The sequence below is a fragment of the Acidiluteibacter sp. genome (assembly GCF_055129545.1).
Genome location: NZ_JBSRUB010000023.1, coordinates 85674 through 105486 on the forward strand (window position 1 = coordinate 85674; position 19813 = coordinate 105486).

Below are 19813 nucleotides of genomic sequence, written 5' to 3' on the forward strand. Positions count from 1 at the left end.
ATTAATCGATATGAGAAGTTTAATATTATCCATATTCACTTTATTTATTTATTCTTCCCAAGCTCAAGAATATCTATTTTTTGGCTCACAACAAACTTCGAGCGTTTATAAAGTAGACCTTTTAAACAATAATGTAAAAGCTATTCAAACTGGTATTTCTTTAGTTAGGAGGTTGAGCACAGACACTTTGAATAAGAAAATATATTGGGCAGTTGGGAGTTTAAATAAGATTGTTCGATCTGATTATTCTGGTGCTAATAATCAAGATGTCTTGTTGAATGCTTCAGACATAAATAACCTTAAAGTTGACGCGATAAATGGTAAATTATATTATTCAACAAGTGGTAATGCTAGTATAAGAGTTTGTTCTTTAAATGGAACCAATAGTCAGGTGTTAATTAGTCAGGTAAATAATGTACAAGGAATTGCTGTCGATGCAACTCATAATGCAATTTATTGGACAGAATATAACAACGGAGATATCAAGAAAGCTAGATTAGATGGATCAAACGTGACTACAATTTTTAATACTTCTAATTTATTGTTCGATTTAGATATTAACCCAGTAACAGGGTTACTATATTTTTCAAATCGGACAGGGGATTTAATTCAAACTATCGATACGAATGGCGCTAACTTACAGACAGTAGTATCAGCGGGAGCAAGAATTGGTACGCTGAAGTTAAGTGCACAATCCAACCAATTGTTTTGGGTGACCAATGGTACTATTAAGAGTCAGGTTTTAAAGTCAGACCTAAGTGGTAATAATATTCAAACGATTATTGATACTGTCAGTTTTGTGATAAGTGGAATTGACATAAGTGAAGCTCCTGCATTAGTTGGTATTTCCGAATCTATGTTAAGTAAGGAAGTAAGTTTGTTTCCAATGCCATTTTCAGATCAACTATTTGTGAATTTTAAAGAGCCAATTGCCAATAGAGTAGAAGTTACTTTATTTGATCTTCAAGGAAAAGTGGTGCTTTCTCAGAAGCAGTATGTTGATCATCAGATGCAATTAGAAAGTGGTGATTTAATTATAGGGACCTATATTCTAAGATTGATCAATCAAGAGACGAAAGAAGTGCTTTTATCGAAAAAGGTAATTGTTCAGTAAGTTAATAAGCAGAAAAATTGTAATGAAAGAGAAGCAGCATATAATCTACTTTGTTAGAAGTCAGTTTTTCCCGCTTTAGTTTAAGAATAGAAACCGAATGTCCATATTTTAACGCAACTGAATTGCTTGACTTTACGTCATGAAATAAATATGTGCTATGCTTAAAAAATCCTCCATACTTACCATCGCCTTTTTAGAAGGGTTTTGTGTAATATTAATAGAATTAGCTAGCGGTAGAATAGTCGCTCCAATTTTTGGAACGGCGCTTCAAGTATGGGCAGGAGTTTTAGGAATTACTTTGTTAGGTCTTGCCGCAGGCTATTTTCTTGGATCTCGATTAAATTTTGGCAATAAAAATACGCTTGTTTATTTAATAGGAAGTGCAGCTCTTTATACGGCAACCTTTACATTTTTCTCAGAATCCATCTTGGTCTATTTTTCTAATTTGAATTATGAGTTGGGATTAATCCTATCACTTGTTTCCTCGCTTTTTGTTCCTTTGACGTTATTGGGGGCAGTATCCCCTTTTTTGTCTGATCGGTTATCCGTTATTAATGGGAAAGCTGGAAAAGCCACGGGAATTGTTTTTAGTATTTCTACTTTTGGAGGAATTGCTGGAGCTTTCGTTACTGGATTTTACCTTATTCCACAGTTGGGAATCGTTAACAGTATGTATACAGCGGCAATAATATTGAGTATTATAGTGGGTTTGATTGTAGTTTTTCAGTCAGTCAACCGCAAACCAATCGCAATTACAACTACACTAATATTAATAGCAATTTGTATTAATCAACTGACCTTTAATACTCACCTTTATCGGTACAATGCGATTCAACTCAAGTATGAAAACGAAAACATGCTGAGCCAATTAAGAGTAATGGATGTGTCCACACAGCAGAGAAATGGAGATGATTTGACTTTTAGAATGATGATGGTGAATAATACTTTACAAGCCATTGTGGATGCCAACAATCCATCTGTAGATTACCTGCAGTTTAATAGAATCTTAGAGCCTATTATTTCGGAGTATTTCAAAGAAAAGAAAGTCTTAATCTTGGGATTAGGAGGTGGAGTAATTGCGAACTTGTTCGTTAATAATGGATGTGACGTAGATGTGGTAGAATTAGATCCGCGTATTGAAGGTTTAGCACAGCAATTCTTTGGACTATCCAATAATGTAAACGTTATCATAGAAGATGCGAGACGATTTGTTAAACATTCAAATCAAAAATATGACGTGATCTTTATTGATACCTTTCATGGGGAGTCAATCCCTTCGCACATTTTTACACAGGAATCGTTGGTTGAAATGAAAACGTTATTGAATAAGCAGGGTATTTTGATTAGTAATTTTCATGGTTTTACTGATGCTGAAAAAGGACAAGGAACTGCAGCAGTATACAAAACCTTGCAAAGTATAGGCTTCGAAAGTAAATTACTAGTGAGCAATACAAATGCAGATGAAATGCGGAGTTTATTATTTTTTTCTTCAGAAAGTGAATTTCAACGATTTTCAAACATGAGTCAATTGGAGGTTAAAAACTTGACTTATGCGAGTGGTTTTGATGGCACGATGGATCAATTCACGATTGATCCTTCCATTTTAGAAACAGCGGAAGCTCCTATATTAACTGATGATAAACAACAGTTGGACTATTTAATGAGGGAGGTAAGTCTAGAATGGAGAAAGTTTTGTTACGATCAATTTGTAAGTATGAACAATAGTGCTCATTTGCCACTTGTTCGATAGTGTAGCTTGCTAGTTAACCAATAACATAATAATTCTCATAAAGAATCTCTTAGTCTTTGTGAATGTGGTTGTAATAATCCACTCGTAAGATTACTTTATGAATTAAAGCGTTCGTTATCCATTAGTAATTAACCAACAACTATCGATCATTTAGTTTTCCATAATTATCAACATCACTATCATATTTGAGGGAGTAGGTGTATTTTTGAGAGATAGCAAAATCTCAAATCCTCTTCAGTTATGTGTCAATTTTCCCACCTTCATTGCCATTCTCAATTTTCACTACTAGATGGAGCCGCTTCCATTCCAGGAATGATGGCAAAGGCGAAGGCGGATGGTATGCCAGGGATTGCTTTGACCGATCACGGGAATATGTTTGGTGCTTTTCAGTTTGTTGCTGAAGCCGCCAAAGTAGGAATCAAACCAGTGGTAGGATGTGAGTTTTACTTGGTAGAAGATCGATTCAAGCGTGAATTTACCAAAGGGAATAAAGATAAAAGATACCACCAATTGTTATTGGCAAAAGATCAAGCAGGCTATCAGAATTTAGCCAAGCTATGTTCTTTAGGATTTTTAGAAGGATTGTATGGGAAATATCCACGGATCGATAAGCAGCTATTGAGTCAGTATAAAGAAGGATTAATTGCTACCACTTGCTGCATTGCATCAGAGGTACAGCAAACCATATTAAATGAAGGCGAAGAGAGAGGAGAAGAAGTTTTTAAGGAATGGTTTGAGATCTTTGGGGATGATTATTACATCGAGATTCAGCGACATGATTTAGGAGAGATTGACAACACAGGGATGACTCAAGAAGACGTGAATCAAATCTTAATCAAATGGTCAAAGAAATATGGGGTGCCTTTAATTGCAACAAACGATTCCCATTATATTGAGGAAGAAGACTGGTTGGCTCATGATATCTTGTTGTGCGTAAACACTGGAGATAAGATTACTACACCAAGAGGGTATGGTAAAGGATTTCGTTTTGGGTTTCCAAATCACGAATTCTATTTCAAGACGACTGCCGAGATGAAGGCATTGTTTAAAGATATTCCTGAGGCAATTGACAATACGAACCGAATTGTTGATTCCATTACTCCTCCTGAACTTAAACGAGACATTTTATTACCGAATTATACTCTTCCAGAAGGCTTTTTGAATCAAGATGATTACCTCAAGCACTTGACTTTTATTGGGGCCCGGAAACGCTATGGAGAGATAACAGCCGAGATTCAAGAGCGATTAGACTTTGAGTTGAAGATTATTAAAGAGATGGGTTTTCCAGGCTATTTCTTGATTGTACAAGATTTTACCACGATTGCACGAGATATTGGAGTTTCGGTAGGGCCAGGTAGAGGTTCTGCTGCAGGTTCTGCGGTAGCATTTTGTGTAGGAATCACCAATATTGATCCGATTAAGTATAAATTACTTTTTGAACGATTCTTGAATCCTGAAAGGGTGTCCATGCCCGATATTGATATCGATTTTGATGACGATGGGCGATCTAAGATTATTGATTACGTAGTAAAGAAATACGGTCGAAATCAAGTTGCTCAAATTATTACTTATGGTTCTATGGCGGCTAAGTCTTCCATAAAGGATGTGGGGAGAGTACTTGATATTCCGTTGCCAGATGTGGAGAAATTGACGAAGATGGTTCCAGATATTTCTTTGGCAAGAGTGTTTAATTCAGACGAGGCCATGCTGAAGAAAATGCTGAATGTAGAACAGCAAGAGCAAGCTAACCAATTGCGGACAATTATTGCTGGGAATGATATTTTTGCAGAAACTTTGCAGCATGCCAAAAAGCTAGAAGGGTCAGTTCGAAATACTGGTATTCATGCTTGTGGAATTATTATTTCGCCCGATGATATTACCAATTATATTCCTGTATGTACTTCTAAGGATGCAGAATTATTGGTGACTCAGTTTGATAACAAAGTAGTGGAAGATGCTGGTTTGCTGAAGATGGATTTCTTGGGGTTAAAAACTTTGACCATTATTCGGGATGCGATTGCATTGATTAAAGAGAATTATGGGATAACTATTGATCCGGATGAGATTCCTTTGGATGATGTGAAGACTTATGAAATGTATCAGCGGGGAGAAACCAATGGTACTTTTCAGTTTGAGTCGGGTGGAATGCAGAAGCATTTAAAAGACTTGAAACCTACAGATATTGAAGATTTGATTGCAATGAACGCCTTGTACCGACCAGGTCCGATGCAGTTTATTGAATTGTTTATTCAGCGAAAGCGGGGAGATGTTGAGATAGAATACCCCCATGAATTGCTGAAAGATATTCTGAAGGACACCAACGGAATTATGGTGTACCAAGAACAGATTATGCAAGCGGCACAAATTATGGCAGGCTACTCATTGGGAGAAGCAGATTTGCTTCGAAGAGCAATGGGGAAAAAGAAGATGGATGTAATGCAGCAACAAAAAGAAAAGTTTGTTGAAGGAGCATTTAAAATTCATCAAGTAGAAAAGAAAAAATCATCGGATGTGTTTGACATCATGATGAAGTTTGCCGAATACGGATTTAACCGTTCTCACTCAGCGGCCTATTCAGTAGTGGCTTTCCAAACTGGCTATTTAAAAGCAAATTACCCTGCAGAATACATGGCAGCGGTAATGACCAATAACATGAACGACATTAAGAAAATTACTTTCTTTATGGAAGAATGTCGTCGAATGGGAACACCAGTTTTAGGACCTGATGTGAATGAAAGTACCTTTAAATTTGCCGTCAATAAAAACCACGAGATCCGCTTTGGGTTAGGAGCAGTGAAGGGAGTTGGAGAAGGAGCGGTAGAAGCCATTGTGAATGAGCGAAAAGAAAATGGAAATTATACCAATATTTTTGATGTTACTAAGCGGGTAGATTTAAGAGCAGCCAATAAACGAACATTTGAAAATATGGCTTTAGCCGGTGCGTTCGATTCTTTTGAAGGATTGCATCGAGCAGTTTATTTCTCTGATACGGGTGATGGAATGACCTTTATGGAAAAAGCATTGAAGTTTGGATCTACACATCAAGAGGCACTAAATTCTTCTCAAGTTTCTTTGTTTGGAGAAGCTTCTGAAGTGGATATGCCAGAACCAGAAGTGCCAAGAGCCACAGAATGGGGTACCATGGAAAAACTTTCTAAAGAGAAGGAAGTGGTTGGGATTTATCTTTCGGGACACCCATTGGATGATTTTAAATTTGAAATTGAACAGTTTTGCAATGCCAAGGTGAAAGAGCTTCACAATTTCGAAGCGTTGAAAGGAAGGAAAGAAATTAAAATAGCAGGAATAGTTACGGAAGTGGCGCATCGAATGACAAAAACAGGCAAACCGTTTGGAATCTTAACTATTGAGGATTATCAAGATGCATTTAAGTTTTTTATGTTTGGCGATGAGTATGTTAAGTTCAAAGGCTACTTAAATATGGGTTGGTTTCTTTATTTGGTGGGAAGTATTGAACCTGGTAAATGGGACAAAACCAAGTTGGAGTTTAAGTTCAATCGAGTGGAGTTGTTGGCAGAAATCAAAGACAAAATGACCAAATCAATTACCTTAGAAGTAAATATTGATGAAATAAGTGACGACTTTATTGAGCAAATTGAAGCCATTGTGAATTCCAGTAATGGTAATTGTAAATTTTCTCTTAATTTAATTGACAGAAAGGAGAAAAATGCAGTGGTTTTAACCTCAAGAAGTAAGAAAATTTCCTTGACTGATGAGGTGCTTAATACGTTTGATAAAATGCAAGGAGTCGAATATTCGGTGGCATAAAGGTGCCAATTTGTCGGAGATTTGATTTTGGTAAAGACTTTGCAAACCTAAATATGAAGATTAAAACAAATTATACATTAAAATAAATAGAGAGATGGCAGTAGAATTGACAGACGCAAATTTCGAAGAATTAGTAGAAAAATCAGATAAGCCAGTTTTGGTAGACTTTTGGGCTGAATGGTGCGGGCCTTGTAGAATGGTTGGACCAGTTGTTGACGAGTTACATACAGAATACGATGGTAAAGCAATCGTTGGAAAAGTAAACGTAGATGACAATCCTGGAATTTCAGCAAAATTCGGAATTAGAAATATTCCAACAGTATTGTTCTTTAAGAACGGTGAAGTTGTGGATAAGCAAGTAGGAGCAGCAGCAAAATCAGCTTATGCGGACAAATTGAATGCATTGGTTTAAATCCAATTTAAGATAATGAAAGCCTTATACTCAATTGAGTATAAGGCTTTTTATTTTTAGAGCGATTTTTCTTTAGTTACTATGAAAGGAAATTTAGGACAAATGAACAGGTCTTTTAAATGATTAAAACTTTAAAAAATACTTACTTTTAAATTCAAATTATCAAAATGGCCATAGAGACAATTAATCGAGCACAACTACAGCAATACACCCACCTAGAGTTATTGGCGAAGCAAGTGGTAGAAGGCTTTATTACTGGTTTGCACAAAAGTCCATTTCATGGCTTTTCAGTAGAATTTGCCGAACATCGATTATACAATAGCGGAGAATCTACCAAACACATCGACTGGAAGTTGTTTGGAAAAACGGATAAGTTGTTTGTAAAGCGATATGAAGAAGAAACCAACTTACGCTGCCAAATGGTCATTGATACCAGTTCTTCAATGTACTTTCCAGAAAAAGTAGATGAAGATTCATTCAACAAGATCAAATTCTCGATTTATGCTGTAGCTGCATTAATGGAGTTATTGAAAAAACAACGCGATGCATTTGGAGTGAGTACGTTCAATGAAAAATTAGACTTTCACACCGGCAACAAATCAAATACAAGACATCAACGGCTGATTATTTCAGAATTAGAACGGCTGTTAAACGAACCCACTAAGAATGTAAAAACTGCAACGGTGAGCGCACTTCATCAAATTGCAGAAATGGTGCACAAACGGTCATTAATCATCATTTTTAGTGATATGATAGATGATGCTGATCAAGAAGAACAATTGTTTAATTCATTACAGCATTTAAAGCACAACAAGCATGAAGTAATATTATTTCATGTGGTAGATCGAAATAAAGAATTGGAATTCGATTTTGACAACCGTCCCTATCGATTTGTGGACTTAGAAAGTGGAGAAGAAGTGAAGTTAAATTCCACAGAAGTGAAAGAACGCTATAAAGAAGAGGTGGGAAAGCGGGAAAAAGCCTTAAAACTGAAATGCGCTCAATATGGAATTTCTTATGTTGAAGCCGATATAAACAAGGGGTTCAATCAGATACTATTTCCCTATTTGGTCAAAAGAAGCAAGATGAAATAAATTTCTTTTTTTTTTTGGAAAAAGTGTTTTCAAAATGAAAAGTATTGCTACTTTTGTCGTCCCAACGCAAATGAAACATACCAAAGATAAACGGTCTGGTAGTTCAGTTGGTTAGAATACCTGCCTGTCACGCAGGGGGTCGCGAGTTCGAGTCTCGTCCAGACCGCGAAAAGCTCTTCAGAAATGAAGGGCTTTTTTCGTTTATAGACTTTGATATAACTTCTTTGTAAGTTCTATTATTGTATGTTTTAATTAACACACAACTCATGTCATTGATTCACTAAAATTGCTCTCTTTTTGTTAGAATACTTACCTTCGTAACCTTAAAATACACTCATGACGGCAGAAGGGAATTTAAGTAAAATGCGAGTTGAATTAACTAATCCAGTTCAATATACATTGCAGTTTTCAGAAGACAATCAAGTTGATATTAATGCACTTATTGGTAGACAAGTGACCTTAGAGTTTAACGGGGTTATCAATTGTGTAAACTGTGGAAGAGTGACCAAAAAGTCATTTGGTCAAGGATTTTGTTATCCATGCTTTATGAATGCACCTCAGAATGCGGAGTGCATTATTCGTCCAGAGTTATGCAGAGCGCATTTAGGTGAAGGTAGAGATCCTGAATGGGAAGAAAGAAACCATAACCAGCCACACATTGTTTATATGGCAGTTGGAGCCGGGATAAAAGTTGGGGTAACTCGTGAAACTCAAATTCCTACTCGATGGATTGATCAAGGAGCTTGGAAAGCAGTGCGCTTGGCAAGAACTCCAAATCGTTACCAAGCAGGTGTGATAGAAATGGACATGAAGCAACACGTTTCTGATAAAACGCATTGGATGAAAATGCTAAAAAATGAGTTAGCTGAAGATTTGAATATATTGGAAACCAAAGAAGAATTGCTCAAAATAATGAATGACAAATTCAATGAATTCCATTGTGAAGACAATGAAATAGTTGAAATCAACTATCCTGTACTAGAATTTCCAACGAAAGTTAAAAGTCATAATTTAGATAAAGAACCTTCATTAACAGGAGAGTTAATGGGTATAAAAGGGCAATATTTAATCTTTAAAGGTGGAATTGTTATCAATTTGAGAAAATACTCAGGTTACCACATTGAAATTTCAGCATGAGAATATTAATTGTAGTAGCCACTTTTCAGGAAATTAGTCCGCTGTTGGCCTACTTTGGTCAATTGGAAAAAAATAGATTGTCTGCTTTTAAAACCAAGGCAAATAATGAGCTGGAAGTGTTGATTACAGGCGTTGGAATGGTAGCTACAGCTTACCAATTGGGAAAACAATTGGCGACCAAGAAATATGACTTGATCATCAATGCAGGAATTGCAGGTTCGTTTAAAGCAAAACATCCTATAGGGACAACCTTACAAGTGCTGCAAGAATACTTTTCAGAATTAGGAGCAGAAAGCCCAAAGGGGTTTATTCCAATTGATGGAATGGGGATGAATGAAACAAATAGAGTATTGTCAACCAATGCTTTCCCAATTCAACATTTGCATACGTTGCCCAAAGGAATTGGGATTACTGTCAATAAAGTACATGGAATTGCTGACTCCATTGTTGAGGTGGAAACTCAGTTTAATGCCGATATAGAAAGCATGGAAGGAGGCGCTGCCATGTTTGTAAGTAAAATGGAAAAGGTCAACTTCATTGAAATCCGAACAATATCAAATCGTGTAGAACCTAGAAATAAGGCTAATTGGAACATTGCATTGGCAATAACGAATTTGAATAAAACTTTGATTGCCATCACAAACGAAATCTAATGGATAAATTGACTCTAGGATATTCCCCTTGCCCCAACGATACATTCATTTTTGATGCCATGGTGCATCAAAAAATAGACACCGAAGGACTGGAGTTTGAAGTCACTTTGGCAGATGTTGAAGAACTGAATCACAAAGCTTTTAAAAAGGAGTTGGACATCACCAAATTGAGTTACCATGCATTTGGTTTTTTGATTGAGGATTATGCCTTGTTGAATTCAGGAAGTGCTTTAGGAAGTGGAGTAGGACCTTTGTTGATTTCTAAGAATAAATACAGTGCGAATGAAGTCAATCAATTGAAAATTGCAATCCCCGGAAAGTTCACCACTGCTAATTTTTTGTTGTCCATCGCATTTCCAGAAGCGACGAATAAGGTTGAATTACTATTTTCAGACATTGAAAAAGCCGTAATCAATGGAGATGTGGATGCCGGATTAATCATTCATGAAAATCGGTTTACTTATCACCAAAGAGGGTTGCATAAAATAATGGACATGGGGGAGTTTTGGGAACAAGAAACTCAAGCTTTGATTCCATTGGGAGGAATTGTAATTAACCGAAAGTTTAATCAAGAAACACAAGAAAAACTAGATCGAGTGTTGCGCAAAAGTATTCAGTTTGCATTTGATCATCCAGAGTCGTGTATGGATTATGTGAAGCAACATGCACAAGAAATGGAAGAGTCGGTGATGCGGCAGCACATCGGGCTATACGTCAATGAATATTCATTAAATTTGGGAGCCAAAGGAAGATATGCTGTAGAAAGCTTGTTTAACTTAGCTGTTCAAAAAGGCATCATTCCTACCATACAAACATCCATATTTATCAATAATACAGTAGACTAACATGATAGTAGTAACAGGTGCAGCAGGTTTTATAGGTAGTTGCTTGGTTTCCAAATTGAATCATGATGGAAAAACTAACCTTATTTTAGTAGATGATTTCACCAAGTTCGATAAAAGCAGAAATTGGGAAAATACCAAGTTTAAGCAGAAAATAGAACGTTCGGTTTTTATCGATTGGTTTAAAAAGAACGCCGATCAAGTTGATGGGATTTACCACATTGGTGCACGTACAGATACCACTGAATTTGATGCTTCAATTTTTGATGAATTGAATGTTAACTACACAAAGGATATTTGGAAAATTTGTTCAGATGCCTCTATCCCTTTGGTTTATGCTTCTTCAGGTGCAACTTATGGTCTAGGAGAATATGGGTATTCAGATGATCATAGCATTGTGGGAAAATTAAAACCATTGAATCCTTATGGAGAATCAAAGAATAATTTTGACATCTGGGCATTGAAACAAGAGAAACAACCACCATTCTGGGCAGGTTTAAAATTCTTCAACGTTTATGGTCCAAATGAATACCACAAAGGACGAATGGCGTCGGTTATTTTTCATGCTTACAATCAAATCAAGGCGACTGAAAAAATGAAGTTATTTCAATCGCATAATCCGGATTATAAAGATGGAGAGCAGATTAGAGATTTTGTTTATGTAAAAGATGTGGTCAATGTGTGCCAATGGTTGATGGAAAATAAACCAAAATCGGCCTTGTTTAATTTAGGAACTGGTACGGCTCGGACTTTCTTGGATTTAGCAAAAAACACGTTCAAAGCGATGGGAAAAACTGCTGACATTTCGTTTGTTCCAACTCCAGAAGACATTCGAGATAAATACCAGTATTTCACAGAGGCAGACATGACCAAGTTAAGGTCTGTTGGATACACCCAACCGTTTATGACTTTGGAAGAAGGTGTTTCAGATTATGTGACTAATTATTTGATGACGAATACTATATATTAGGCGATGCAGTCCAAAATAACTACCTTATTCATACACTTATTTTGGATTTTTTTAATTTTCTTTAGTATAATATATGCCCAAGAAAGAACCTATGCTGATGCAACGGTTTATCTTTTTAAAGTAATTAATCAAATCAGTTTTGATGTTCAGCATTCTCGATCAGTTTTAGCCCTCTCTCAAGTAGCTGCTTTAATTGCCACAATTGCTGACATCGGATTACATAAAATTATTGTCATCAATTCACTTTGGAATTGTTTGACGTTTTATGGAATCGTTATTTGGCTGGTGCATATGATAAAAGATTTCAAGGCTGCTTATTTGTTAACTTTCTTGTTGACCGCTCATTATTTAGCCTATTTTGCTCCTTTTTTAGAAGTATTTTATGGGTGCGCCTTTTTGATTTTATTTGTTTCTGCCAATAATAATCAGCAACATTTTGAAAAGTATGCCATTGGATATTATATCACATTGTGGTTAGCACTCTTTTCACATCCATTAGTGATGGGGGCTTTCCTGTTTTACATGGTGATTTTATTCATTGATAATCGAAAGTTTTCGCCACAGCTTAAAAAATTAGTGTTGTTTTTTTGTTCCGCATTATTTATAAAAATATTAACTGTAAATCCTTACGAAGCAAGTCGATATTCTACAACCTCCCATTCTGAGCTAAACGAGTATGTCGAATTGTATAAGAATTTCATCCAAGTTTTTATAGAACATTCTAAATCAATTCTTTTATTCTTAATTGGGACGATCTCATTACTCGTTTATCAGCGTAAATACAGTTATGCGATTTTATCTTTTTTTGGGTATTTAGGTTTGATTTCATTGGTGGTTTACAATACCAACTATTCAGATTATAGATGGTATAATGATGTATTAAGCGTACCAGCATTATTACTTTTAATAGTACCGGTTGTGTTTGTATTTTCCACTAAAGAAAGACATGGCATCAATAAATATGGGTTACCATTTTTAGCCTTATTATTGATAATGAATTTGTTTTCCATTCATTCGACTGCAAATTCTTTGAAAATGAGATACACTCAAATGCAGAATGTTTGTTCAGAAGCAAAAGACCTTTATCCGAATGGATCCAAGTTTAGGATTGACGATGGAAATTTAGAAAAAGGATTTTCTGTTGTGGACATGCATTTGCCGTATTTCTCTCTGATGACATCTTCCGAGTTTGGCAATGAAAATACCATCGTAATGGCGGAGAATAAAATGATGAAGTACGATAGCGTCAAAGAGGCTTTAAAACCCAACAAAGTGCTGATGTGGGAGGATTACATTGAAGATATCTCTTTTTATAATGCGGATTACTTTAAGATAAATAAAGGAGAATATGTCTATTTGAATGCAGCCGAATACGATGGCAATTTGAATCGAATCATTACAAATACCAGTATGGAAATTCTTGAATCTCTTGGAAAGGCAGAACCTTCTGAAATTGTTTATCCTTTATTGAAATTGAGTATCGACAGTGGTTTAGTGTTTCCATCAAATGCAACCTATCAATTCTACATATCTTATCATGTTTATGATATGGCGGGAAATTTAATAGAGTGGGATGGACTTCGAAATTTTGTTGATATGGATTTCAAATACAATTTTGAGCAACGAATTGAAGTGAAAGTTCCCAACCAAGAAGGAGAGTATAAAATAGAAATTGATCTAGTAAAAGAAGGAGAAGCTTGGTTTGAGAAACCGGTTTCGTTCAAATTGAAAGTTGATTAGTTTTTAGCGCCCTTAGCGCAATCCCTTTGTGAACCTGCCTGCCGCAGGTATGGCTTGGTGGTTAGAACAAAAAGCCTAAACTACAATTCATCTTTCAATGCCACCAAAAACGAACGAACCTTCTTCAATGAAGCAATCATTTCCATTTCGTTCAGTGCATCCTCTTTGTTTTCTTTTAACTTCTTCTTGGCACCATCTAATTTATACCCTCTTTCTTTTACCAAGTGGTAGATAATGTGCAAATTATCGACATCTTTCTGAGTAAATAGTCGATTTCCTTTCTTATTCTTTTTAGGTTGTAGAATATCAAATTCCTTTTCCCAAAAACGAATCAATGACGCATTTACATCAAATCGTTTACTGACCTCACCAATGGTATAATATAACTTAGTGCTTTTATCTGTTTGTTCCATAGCGAGTCTGTTAATCGAAAGATTGAGAAGGAGTGGCTGCAAATTCGATCATTCGCTCGTACTCTTCAGGAGTTAAATCGTTGAAATAGAAGTTTACCGGATTTACTTTCTCCCCATTTTTGATTACTTCATAATGCAAGTGAGGCGCTACGGAAGTTCCTGTATTTCCGACATAACCAATCACTTGTCCTCGTTTCACTTTTTCACCTCTTCGCACAATGTATTGTGTCATATGGCCATAAAGCGTTTTGTATCCGTAACCATGATTTAGCACCACATGATTTCCATATCCGCGTCTGCTACTTTCGACTTCATCCACTTGCCCGTCACCTGTAGCATATATTTCAGTTCCCTTTTCTGCAGAGAAGTCCATACCAGTATGCATTTTTCTACGCTTATAAATCGGGTGCATTCTCATTCCATAACCCGAAGCCATTCTTTTTAAGTCTTTATTGGCAACTGGTTGAATTGCCGGAATAGACGCCAGCATCTTTTCCTTGTTCATCGCCATTTTATAAACTTCGTCGTATGATTTGGTTTGAATGTATAACTGCTTGGAAATCTTATCTAATTTCTTCGCTGATTCTACAATCAACTCTGAATTTTTAAAGCCTTCCAATTGCTTGTATCGGTTTACTCCACCAAATCCTGCTTTTCGAATGTTGTCTGCAATCGGTTCAGCTTCAAATACAATTCTATAAATTTCATCGTCTCTTCGCTGAATGTCTTCCAATACTTCATTCACTTGATCCATTCTTCGATCCAATAATTCGTATTGTGCGATTAATTGATTTCGCTCACGTTTGAGCATTTTCTCTTTTGGGGAATCAATGTAATTATTGACTAAAAAAAAGAATAAAATCCCGAAAATAGCACTGACTACTACAAAGGAAAGTATCCTCAAAACCTTAGCCTTAGCAGACAGCTTTACGCGCTCGTAGCTAAGGGTTCTGTTATTAAAACGATACTTTATTTTTGACATTTTGAGAATTGTTTATGTGGTATAAATAGCTAAATTTGCACCCAATTTACGGCGCAAATTTAACCATATATTCTTTTGAATTCAACTTTACAAAGGAGTTAAAAATTGTTAGGATTTGAGCCATAATCGATTAAAGTTTTCAACAAAAATGACTTCAAAAGAAATCCGTCAGCAGTTTTTAGAATTTTTCAAAAGTAAAGATCATCAGATAGTTGAGTCAGCACCGATGGTGATCAAAGACGATCCCACATTGATGTTTACCAATGCAGGGATGAATCAATTTAAGGACTTATTCTTGGGCAATGCCCCTGTGAAATATCCGCGAATTGTAGACACACAAAAGTGTTTGCGAGTTTCAGGTAAGCATAATGACCTAGAGGAAGTTGGTGTGGATACTTATCACCATACCATGTTTGAAATGCTCGGAAACTGGTCGTTTGGAAACTACTTCAAAAAAGAAGCGATAGAGTGGGCGTGGGAATTGTTAACCGAAGTCTATAAATTAGACAAAGACAGTTTATACGTAACTGTTTTTGGTGGCGATGAAGGCGACAAATTGGGAGAAGATACAGAAGCGTATGACATCTGGAAAGAAATTATAGCTGAAGATCGAATCATCAAAGCCTCTAAAAAGGACAACTTTTGGGAAATGGGCGATGTAGGTCCTTGTGGTCCTTGTTCTGAAATTCATGTGGATATTCGTTCTCAGGAAGATAAAGCAGCTGTTTCAGGGAAAACTTTAGTGAATGCCGATCATCCGCAAGTGGTTGAAATATGGAACTTGGTGTTCATGGAATTCAATCGAATGGCGGACAGTAGTTTGGTGAAATTGCCAAATCAACATGTGGATACCGGAATGGGTTTTGAGCGTTTGTGCATGGCTTTGCAAGGCAAACAGTCCAATTACGATACGGATGTATTCATGCCATTGATCAATAAAATTTCAGCCGTTAGTGGCCAAAAATATACGGCGACACAAGAAAAGAAAGACATTGCGATTCGGGTGATTGCTGATCACATTCGTGCGATTTCATTTGCTATTTCTGATGGGCAATTGCCATCAAATACTGGAGCAGGTTATGTGATTCGTCGTATTTTAAGAAGAGCTGTTCGTTATGGATATAGCTTCTTGAATTTAAAAGAACCATTCTTAAACCAATTGGTGGAAGTGTTGGTGGATCAAATGGGTGATCAGTTTGGAGAATTGAAATCTCAGCAAAAATTAATCACTCAAGTGATTTTTGAAGAAGAAAATACTTTCTTAAGAACGCTAGAGAAAGGAATTCAGCGATTTGAAGAGTACACTTCTACTTTGAGTGGAAAGGTAATTGATGGAAAATTTGCTTTTGAATTGTATGATACCTTTGGTTTTCCAATTGACTTGACGCATTTGATGGGATCAGAAGCTAGTTTGGAAGTCGATATGAAAGAATTTCAATTGGCGTTAGAAGCTCAAAAAACACGTTCTAGAAAAGCAACTAAGATTGATGCCGGAGATTGGGAAATTGTAAAAGAAGACGAAGTTGAAGAGTTCATCGGATATGATTACAGGGAAGCAGAAGTTTCAATAACTCGTTATAGAAAGCTGAATGCTAAAGGAAAAGAATTGTATCAGTTGGTGTTTAACATGACTCCATTTTACCCTGAAGGTGGTGGACAAGTGGGTGATACTGGGAAGATATCTGCCAACGGAAAAGACTATTTTATCACTGATACTAAGAAGGAAAACAACCTAATTGTTCATTATACCGACCGGTTGCCAGAAAATATCCACTTGAAATTTCAAGCGGTAGTCAATCAAAAGAAACGAACGTTATCAGAAAATAACCATTCAGCCACTCATTTGATGCACCATGCATTGCGCACCGTTTTGGGCGAGCACGTAGAGCAGAAAGGATCATTGGTAAATGCGGATCATTTGCGATTTGACTTTTCTCATTTTCATAAAGTAACCGACGAAGAAATCAAGCAAATAGAAACCATCGTGAATCAGAATATTAGAGAGAATATTCAATTGGATGAGCGACGAGCAATACCAATTAACGAAGCCAAAGAAATGGGCGCTATGGCGTTGTTTGGGGAGAAGTACGGCGATGTAGTACGTTTAATCAAGTTTGGCGATTCCATTGAATTGTGTGGGGGAACGCATGTTTCTTCGACAGCTAGAATTGGACAATTTAAGATTTTGAGTGAATCGGCTGTGGCGGCAGGAGTAAGAAGAATTGAAGCCATAACTGCTGAAAAAGCAGATCAATATTTTGAAGATAAATTGACGTTGTTGGATGCAATAAATGAAGCGTTGAAACATCCAAAAGATGTGATGCAATCGATTACAGCATTGCAAAAGCAAAACTCAGAATTGCAGAAGCAAGTAGAAGAATTTAAGCGAGCTGCAGCAGGAAGTGTAAAAGGAGAATTGAAAGGTAAAGTTCAAACCATTGGAGGAATCAATGCGATTATCGAAGAGGTGGATTTGGATGCTGGTTCGATCAAAGATTTAGCGTTTCAGTTGAAAGCAGAAATAGAGAATTTATTCTTGGTATTGGCTTCAAATGTGGACGGCAAAGTAACCTTAACGATATTGGTGGCTGAGGAATTGGTAAAAACGCACGATTTACACGCAGGGAATATGGTTAGAGACTTGGCCAAAGAAATCGGCGGCGGTGGCGGTGGCCAACCGTTTTTTGCCACAGCAGGAGGGAAAAACCCAAATGGAATGGCTTCAGCTTTGGAAAAAGCAAAAGCGTATTTGAAATAGAATTTATTTGAAATTATTATAGAATCCTCTTGGCGGTGTCAAGGGGATTTTTTTTTGCTGAATTGTTGAGTGTTGAAGTGGTTTGATTTTTCAGTATATATTCCGTTGGGCTGTCAAAACCTTCAAAGTTAAATAAGAAGTTGAATACTCAACCTTTAAGTTTTGAGGGAACTGTATTTGAAAATGCAAGTAAATATTTAATCGATAGGTTTAATGTCATTCTGGGAAGTAAACCACCATTAATTACTAAACCTAGATCTTCATCGCCCGATCCATTGCTCGCTTATCGTCTTTGGCTTTTAGGCTCTCACGTTTGTCGTGCATCTTTTTACCTTTGGCTAGTGTAATTTGCATTTTTGCCAATCCTTTAGAGTTGATGTACATCTTTACAGGAATAATCGTCAAACCAACATCAATTTTCTTTTTAGAGAGTTTTTCCAATTCACGCTTGTGGAGCAATAGTTTTCGATCTCTTTTGGGTTCGTGATTGTTGTAGCTCCCTTCTTTGTACTCTGAAATGTGTATGTTTTTAACGTACAATTCACCTTTTTTAAAAACACAGTAGCCTTCTTTAATACTGGCTTTGGAGTCACGAATCGATTTGATTTCGGTGCCCATCAATTGCATGCCAGCTTCATAAGTATCAATAAATTCATACTCAAAAGTTGCTTTTTTGTTCTTAATAGTTACGTTTGGTTGTTTTGTTTCCTTAGCCATACATCAGCGAAATTAACTATTCTAGGTTGCAGTTTTCTCAATTGACGCCAAAATTATTGCACAGCCTTTCTCAATGTCTTCATCAGAAATATTTAATGGTGGTGCCAAACGGAAGGAATGAGGGGTAGATAAAAACCAAAAAGTCAATAGCCCATTGGCTAAACAATCTTCAACCACTTTCTGCACTCTATCCTCAGAGTCTAAATCTACAGCAATCATCAGCCCTTTATAACGCACCTCATTAATAAACGGATGCACCAAAAGAGAGGCTATTTTATCTGCTTTAGCTTGAACTCCTTCAATTAGGTTTTCGTCACGAATAACCTTGAGTCCTGCTGCCGCTGCCGCACAAACCACAGGATGACCTCCAAAAGTGGTGATGTGTCCCAACATTGGGTTGTCGCTTAATTGTTCCATCAGCTCTTTTCGAGAAGCAAAACAACCAATTGGCATACCGCCGCCCAGTGCTTTTCCCATGGTTAAAATATCTGGTACAATATCAAAGTGCTCAAACGCCATGAATTTTCCTGTACGTCCGATGCCACTCTGAATTTCGTCCAAAATTAATAATGCGCCAACAGCCGAACATTTAGTCCGAAGGGCTTGCATGTAATCGTAATCAGGAATCCGGACACCAGCATCTCCTTGAATTGTTTCTAAAATAACACAAGCCGTTTGGGTGGTGATTTTATCTAAATCCGAAAGGTTATTTAACTGAATACGATCGATGTTGGGTAGCAATGGAAGGAAAGGTGCTTGTTTGATTTTATTGCCACTCACACTTAAAGCTCCGTGTGTACTTCCGTGATATGCCTTTTCAAATGCAATGATCTGCTGTCTTCCAGTGGCTCTTTTTGCTAATTTTAATGCGCCCTCGATGGCCTCTGTTCCTGAATTTACAAAGTAGTAACTATCCAACTCTTTTGGTAATGCCAATCGCAACTCCTCGCCCAAACGAGATTGAGATTCTTGAATAAATTCGCCATAAACCATTACATGCATGTGTTTTTCTACCTGATCAATGACAGCTTTTTTGATGGCAGGATGACCGTGGCCTAAACTACTGACTCCAATCCCTGATATAAAGTCTAAAATGGCTCTTCCGTCAGTGGTATAAATGGTGGAGCCTGATGCATGACTAATTTCATAACCCAATGCAAATGGGGTAGTTTGGGCTAAGTTCTGGTAAAAAATATCGGTGCTTTTTGACATGAGGCAAAATTAATCAATACTTCATTATAACAATGGATCAATGTATCAATAAGTCAATGGATCAATTTAACAATGAATCATTAAGTTAATTTAATAATTAATCAGTATCACTATGTTTGAACTGATTAATCAATTCACTGATTCACCTATTCATTGATTGACTGATTCACAAATTAACTGATTCACTGATTGACCGATTGACTTCCCCAGTAAATCCTTACTTTTGCACCCTC

General features: G+C 36.6%; 15 protein-coding genes and 1 tRNA gene. 12 read left to right on the forward strand and 4 right to left on the reverse strand.

Annotation, left to right across the window (positions count from 1 at the left end; genetic code table 11):
- Positions 1-10 precede the first annotated feature (10 nt).
- From ACTB0X_RS11155 to ACTB0X_RS11205, 11 genes are all read left to right on the forward strand, one after another.
- Entirely contained in the window at positions 11-1114 is a 1104-nt protein-coding gene (locus ACTB0X_RS11155; RefSeq protein WP_463025102.1) for a T9SS type A sorting domain-containing protein, read from the forward strand.
- Positions 1115-1271: 157 nt separating this feature from the next.
- A complete protein-coding gene (locus ACTB0X_RS11160; RefSeq protein WP_463025103.1) occupies positions 1272-2864 on the forward strand; it encodes a fused MFS/spermidine synthase in 1593 nt (530 codons plus the stop codon).
- Positions 2865-3104: 240 nt separating this feature from the next.
- Positions 3105-6650: a DNA polymerase III subunit alpha gene (gene dnaE / locus ACTB0X_RS11165; RefSeq protein ID WP_463025104.1), complete on the forward strand. Its 3546-nt coding sequence runs from the start codon at positions 3105-3107 to the stop codon at positions 6648-6650.
- Between the two features lie 94 nt (positions 6651-6744).
- Positions 6745-7062: a thioredoxin gene (trxA, locus tag ACTB0X_RS11170; RefSeq protein WP_463025105.1), complete on the forward strand. Its 318-nt coding sequence runs from the start codon at positions 6745-6747 to the stop codon at positions 7060-7062.
- A gap of 167 nt (positions 7063-7229) precedes the next feature.
- Positions 7230-8156 carry a DUF58 domain-containing protein gene (locus tag ACTB0X_RS11175; RefSeq protein ID WP_463025106.1) on the forward strand — a complete coding sequence of 309 codons (927 nt, stop codon included), beginning with the start codon at positions 7230-7232 and terminating at the stop codon, positions 8154-8156.
- A gap of 92 nt (positions 8157-8248) precedes the next feature.
- Positions 8249-8322 (forward strand) — tRNA-Asp (locus ACTB0X_RS11180).
- A gap of 170 nt (positions 8323-8492) precedes the next feature.
- The gene (locus ACTB0X_RS11185; protein ID WP_463025107.1) at positions 8493-9293 is read left to right on the forward strand and encodes a DUF2797 domain-containing protein; all 801 of its coding nucleotides are present in this window, start codon (positions 8493-8495) and stop codon (positions 9291-9293) included.
- Positions 9290-9946, forward strand: coding sequence for a futalosine hydrolase (gene mqnB / locus ACTB0X_RS11190; RefSeq protein WP_463025108.1), 657 nt, complete (start codon positions 9290-9292; stop codon positions 9944-9946). The genes ACTB0X_RS11185 and mqnB overlap by 4 nt, the downstream gene beginning before the upstream one ends.
- Positions 9946-10791, forward strand: coding sequence for a menaquinone biosynthesis family protein (locus ACTB0X_RS11195; protein WP_463025109.1), 846 nt, complete (start codon positions 9946-9948; stop codon positions 10789-10791). The genes mqnB and ACTB0X_RS11195 overlap by 1 nt, the downstream gene beginning before the upstream one ends.
- Position 10792: 1 nt before the next feature.
- Entirely contained in the window at positions 10793-11758 is a 966-nt protein-coding gene (rfaD, locus tag ACTB0X_RS11200) for an ADP-glyceromanno-heptose 6-epimerase (protein WP_463025110.1), read from the forward strand.
- Positions 11759-11761: 3 nt separating this feature from the next.
- A complete protein-coding gene (locus ACTB0X_RS11205; RefSeq protein ID WP_463025111.1) occupies positions 11762-13498 on the forward strand; it encodes a hypothetical protein in 1737 nt (578 codons plus the stop codon).
- 80 nt (positions 13499-13578) lie between these two features.
- Here ACTB0X_RS11205 and ACTB0X_RS11210 read toward each other — a convergent pair whose 3' ends face one another.
- Both ACTB0X_RS11210 and ACTB0X_RS11215 read right to left on the reverse strand, forming a co-directional pair.
- Positions 13579-13911: a MerR family transcriptional regulator gene (locus tag ACTB0X_RS11210; RefSeq protein WP_463025112.1), complete on the reverse strand. Its 333-nt coding sequence runs from the start codon at positions 13909-13911 to the stop codon at positions 13579-13581.
- A 10-nt stretch (positions 13912-13921) separates the two neighbouring features.
- Positions 13922-14893, reverse strand: coding sequence for a peptidoglycan DD-metalloendopeptidase family protein (locus ACTB0X_RS11215; RefSeq protein ID WP_463025113.1), 972 nt, complete (start codon positions 14891-14893; stop codon positions 13922-13924).
- A 148-nt stretch (positions 14894-15041) separates the two neighbouring features.
- Between ACTB0X_RS11215 and alaS the strand changes: the two genes are divergently transcribed.
- The gene (gene alaS / locus ACTB0X_RS11220) at positions 15042-17651 is read left to right on the forward strand and encodes an alanine--tRNA ligase (RefSeq protein ID WP_463025114.1); all 2610 of its coding nucleotides are present in this window, start codon (positions 15042-15044) and stop codon (positions 17649-17651) included.
- Positions 17652-17903: 252 nt separating this feature from the next.
- Here the strand turns inward: alaS and smpB are convergent, their stop codons facing one another.
- Both smpB and ACTB0X_RS11230 read right to left on the reverse strand, forming a co-directional pair.
- Positions 17904-18368 (reverse strand): SsrA-binding protein SmpB, encoded by a 465-nt coding sequence (gene smpB / locus ACTB0X_RS11225; RefSeq protein WP_463025115.1) that lies wholly within the window; start codon positions 18366-18368, stop codon positions 17904-17906.
- Positions 18369-18389: 21 nt separating this feature from the next.
- Entirely contained in the window at positions 18390-19580 is a 1191-nt protein-coding gene (locus ACTB0X_RS11230; RefSeq protein WP_463025116.1) for an aspartate aminotransferase family protein, read from the reverse strand.
- Positions 19581-19813 lie beyond the last annotated feature (233 nt).

What these genes read in the sequence shown, in the direction of transcription:
- ACTB0X_RS11155 (WP_463025102.1), top strand. Translation starts at nt 11, where the DNA reads ATGAGAAGTTTAATATTATCCATATTCACTTTATTTATTTATTCTTCC.
- ACTB0X_RS11160 (WP_463025103.1), top strand. Translation starts at nt 1,272, where the DNA reads ATGCTTAAAAAATCCTCCATACTTACCATCGCCTTTTTAGAAGGGTTT.
- dnaE (WP_463025104.1), top strand. Translation starts at nt 3,105, where the DNA reads ATGTGTCAATTTTCCCACCTTCATTGCCATTCTCAATTTTCACTACTA.
- trxA (WP_463025105.1), top strand. Translation starts at nt 6,745, where the DNA reads ATGGCAGTAGAATTGACAGACGCAAATTTCGAAGAATTAGTAGAAAAA.
- ACTB0X_RS11175 (WP_463025106.1), top strand. Translation starts at nt 7,230, where the DNA reads ATGGCCATAGAGACAATTAATCGAGCACAACTACAGCAATACACCCAC.
- ACTB0X_RS11185 (WP_463025107.1), top strand. Translation starts at nt 8,493, where the DNA reads ATGACGGCAGAAGGGAATTTAAGTAAAATGCGAGTTGAATTAACTAAT.
- mqnB (WP_463025108.1), top strand. Translation starts at nt 9,290, where the DNA reads ATGAGAATATTAATTGTAGTAGCCACTTTTCAGGAAATTAGTCCGCTG.
- ACTB0X_RS11195 (WP_463025109.1), top strand. Translation starts at nt 9,946, where the DNA reads ATGGATAAATTGACTCTAGGATATTCCCCTTGCCCCAACGATACATTC.
- rfaD (WP_463025110.1), top strand. Translation starts at nt 10,793, where the DNA reads ATGATAGTAGTAACAGGTGCAGCAGGTTTTATAGGTAGTTGCTTGGTT.
- ACTB0X_RS11205 (WP_463025111.1), top strand. Translation starts at nt 11,762, where the DNA reads ATGCAGTCCAAAATAACTACCTTATTCATACACTTATTTTGGATTTTT.
- ACTB0X_RS11210 (WP_463025112.1), bottom strand. Translation starts at nt 13,911, where the DNA reads ATGGAACAAACAGATAAAAGCACTAAGTTATATTATACCATTGGTGAG.
- ACTB0X_RS11215 (WP_463025113.1), bottom strand. Translation starts at nt 14,893, where the DNA reads ATGTCAAAAATAAAGTATCGTTTTAATAACAGAACCCTTAGCTACGAG.
- alaS (WP_463025114.1), top strand. Translation starts at nt 15,042, where the DNA reads ATGACTTCAAAAGAAATCCGTCAGCAGTTTTTAGAATTTTTCAAAAGT.
- smpB (WP_463025115.1), bottom strand. Translation starts at nt 18,368, where the DNA reads ATGGCTAAGGAAACAAAACAACCAAACGTAACTATTAAGAACAAAAAA.
- ACTB0X_RS11230 (WP_463025116.1), bottom strand. Translation starts at nt 19,580, where the DNA reads ATGTCAAAAAGCACCGATATTTTTTACCAGAACTTAGCCCAAACTACC.